Genomic DNA, 3,335 nt, shown 5'->3' on the forward strand with positions numbered 1-3,335 from the left:
GCCGACTCATAATCGGCTGGTCGTTGGTTCGAGTCCAACCGGGCCCATTGACCTCTTGCCGTAGTGGGGAGACGGATCAGTGGGGCTCAGGGCTGAACCAGGACATCGGCGGTGCAAAAAGCTGCTGGGTGACGTGTGGATGGATTTGAGGGTGGAGTTGGGGTCTGATGGGGGTATAACGGGGGGCAGGGAATAGGAAAAAAGCAGTGTGCGCCAGGGGGTGCGGTATAGTGACAATTATGTTGCCCGATGGTGTGGTCGGGCTGAATCATCTGGTGAGTTTTGGATGAATTCGCATTTAGGGATTAATGCATCTTCGTCTCATACGGCGAATGATGTCGACACAGGAAAAACAAATGACAGTTGAGTTACATATCGACCCCACGGGACAGGATGACAACCCCGGATCCCGGACCCTGCCCTTGGCCACACTAAGGGGTGCTCGCGAACGCCTGCGGGGCGCGAAGCGCGACGGGGTTCTGCCTCCCGACGGCGCGGTCGTCGTCCTGCACGCGGGCATTTACCGGCTCGACGAGCCCTTCGTGCTGAACGAGGAAGACAGCGGCACCGCCCATGGACCCATTGTGTACCATGCCGGCGCCGGCGAAACCGTCCGCCTTATCGGGGGGCGTCGCCTCGAGGCGATCACGTTTACGAGGGTGACGGACCCGGCCATCCTGTCGCGGCTTCCACCCGCCGCCAGTGAACAGGTCGTTCAGGCAGACCTGCGGGCCCAGGGCGTCACCGATTTCGGCCGTTTTGCCTCGCGCGGGTTCAATCGAGAGACCAGCCCGGCCCATCTGGAGCTGTTCTTCAATGACCGGCCCATGACCGTCGCCCAGTGGCCCAACGCCGGCCAGTTCGCCACCATTACCGGCTACACCAAGTCCAAAACCGACGACGAATGGGGATTGGATACGGGCGACATCACAGGCGGCTTCATGTACGAGGGCGACCGGCCGCGATACTGGGCTCCCAGCGACGATATTTGGGTCCACGGCTACTGGGCCTACGACTGGGCCAATTCCTACGAGCACGTGCGCCGCTTGGATTCCGTCGCAGGCGTCGTGGAAACCCACGAGCCATTCGGGAATATCAGCTTCCGGAAACAGCAGCGGTTTTACTTCCTGAACGTTCTTGAGGAACTGGATCAACCAGGCGAGTACTACGTTGATCGCACCACCGGCATTCTCTATTTCTGGCCGCCAGAACCGCTGGCCGGCGCGGAGACAGTGATTTCGGAGCTGACGGAGCCGCTCGTGTCACTCCAGGACGTGAGCTACGTCGAATTCCGAGGGCTGACGCTGGAAGCGGGCCGCGGCTGTGGAATCCAGGCCACCGGCGGCAACGGGCTGCTCATCGCGGGTTGCGTCCTCCGCAACCTGGGCACATGGGCGGTGGCGATCACCGGCGGCACGCAACACGTCGTCGCCGGCTGCGACATCTACGGCACCGGCGATGGCGGCGTTTCCTTCAACGGCGGCGACCGCAAGACCCTGATCCCTTGCCAGCACGCGGCTATCAACAACCACATCCATCACTACGCGCGCTGGAGCCGCTGTTACGTCGCCGGCATCAACGCCAGCGGCGTTGGAATGCGACTCGCCAATAATCTCATTCACGACGCTCCGCACAATGCCATCCTTTTCGCGGGCAACGAGTTCCTGATCGAGAACAACGAGATCTACCGGGTCTGCCTCGAAACTGGCGACGCTGGCGCCATTTACACCGGAAGGGACTACAGCTTCCGCGGCAACACCATCCGTCGCAACTTTATCCATCACATGGGAGGCGTCGGGATGGGGAGCATGGCCATCTACATGGACGACTGCGTCAGCGGAACCCATATCGCGGAGAACATTTTGCAGGAGTGCATGTACGGCATTATGCTCGGGGGCGGCCGGGATTTCCTGGTCGAAAACAACATCTTCGTGAACTGTTGGCCGGCAGTGGCGCCCGACGCCCGCGGTATCGACCCCAATCCCGTTTGGCAGAACATGGTCAACGAAACCATGCGCACCAGGCTGGAAGCGATGCGGTATCATGAGCCGCCCTACAGCGAGCGCTATCCCGAGATTGCGGGCATCGACCGTCACTACGCTGCCGGCAAAGGCGTGCCCCCGGAGAACAACCGCGTGGAGCGCAACATCTGTTGTGGCGGCACCTGGATCAAGTCCAACGCCCCCGCCAACGTCACGACGGTTGCGCTCAAAGATAATCTCGTCAGTGCCGACCCTGGATTTACGGATCCCGATTTTGGTGTTTTCAGTCTGTGCTCCGACTCTCCTGCCTGGGCGCTGGGGTTTAAACCCATACGGTTGGATGGGATCGGCCTGATCCGGGACCGCTACCGTGCACAGCTTCCGCCCCGCGTGCGCGCCGCGCTCCGTCTGCTGACGCCCGCTCTCGTCGCCGGACAACCGGGACGGGTGCGTCTGCTGCTGCGCAACGACGAGGACACCGTCGCCCGCGGCACGGCGGTTGCGGAGTACGCCGGTGTCGCGGGCGTTGCGCGGGTGGAGTTTGTTCTCCAGCCGGGTGAGATTTGCGCCCACGAGTTCACGGTGATCGCCACAGCCGGAGCGCAGGCGGTTCTGGTCAGCTCGCCCGACAATTGGCTGCATCCGGCCAAACTCAACATGTACCTGGCCGAGGGCGACGCCTCGATATCGTCGTCGTGGAAGGTCTTCGCGCCGTTGACCAGGGAGTCGCCGCCGCCGTCGAGGGACGAACTGCTGCGTGTTCCGGAAAGGCTGATCGTGGACGGCAGTGAGATCGCGGCGGTCGTCGTCAATGCGAAGAACGGGAAGCTCGACCTGGCCCCACTACTGGGGGGTACGGCCGTCGGAAGGACGGCCTGGGCGTACATTCCGTTCAAAGTCAAGACGGGCGGGAAGACCACGCTCGGTTTCGGGGCGGACTGGTGGTTGCAGGCGTGGGTGGACGCCGAGCCGGTTTGCGACACGATGGCGACGGGCAATGGTTCGCTACCGCCTTCTGCTGCGGACCACGTGGTGACGATCGATCTGGCGCCCGGCGAGCACCGTATCGTCGTCCGCTTCGTCAGCGGCAGCATGGGATCGCTCCTCGCTGTCGGCGGGCCGGAGGATATCCGCCGGCAGTGGGAGGCGCGTTGACCAGCGGCGGGGCGCGCCATACCATTCACGGTGCCTATCCGTTCCGCCAAGTACATCCTCCAGGGATTCGGCAAGGCAAGAGTGCGGGGACGTCCCGAAGTCTTAATATTCTACCCCTGGTCTTGCCGCGACGCGGGCCAAATTCCTAATACAATCCTAACAATGCTCTTGCCTGACCCTGTGATACAATACCGGTAA

The 3,335-nt window shown here is 62.3% G+C and carries 1 protein-coding gene; it reads left to right on the plus strand.

From position 1 onward, the window contains the following. The first annotated feature begins 356 nt into the window (after nt 1–356). Nucleotides 357–3,137: a right-handed parallel beta-helix repeat-containing protein gene (locus tag GXY33_21895; protein NLX07801.1), complete on the plus strand. Its 2,781-nt coding sequence runs from the start codon at nt 357–359 to the stop codon at nt 3,135–3,137. The last annotated feature ends 198 nt before the right edge of the window (nt 3,138–3,335 follow it).

This window comes from Phycisphaerae bacterium, assembly GCA_012729815.1.
In the GTDB taxonomy this organism is placed as follows: domain Bacteria; phylum Planctomycetota; class Phycisphaerae; order JAAYCJ01; family JAAYCJ01; genus JAAYCJ01.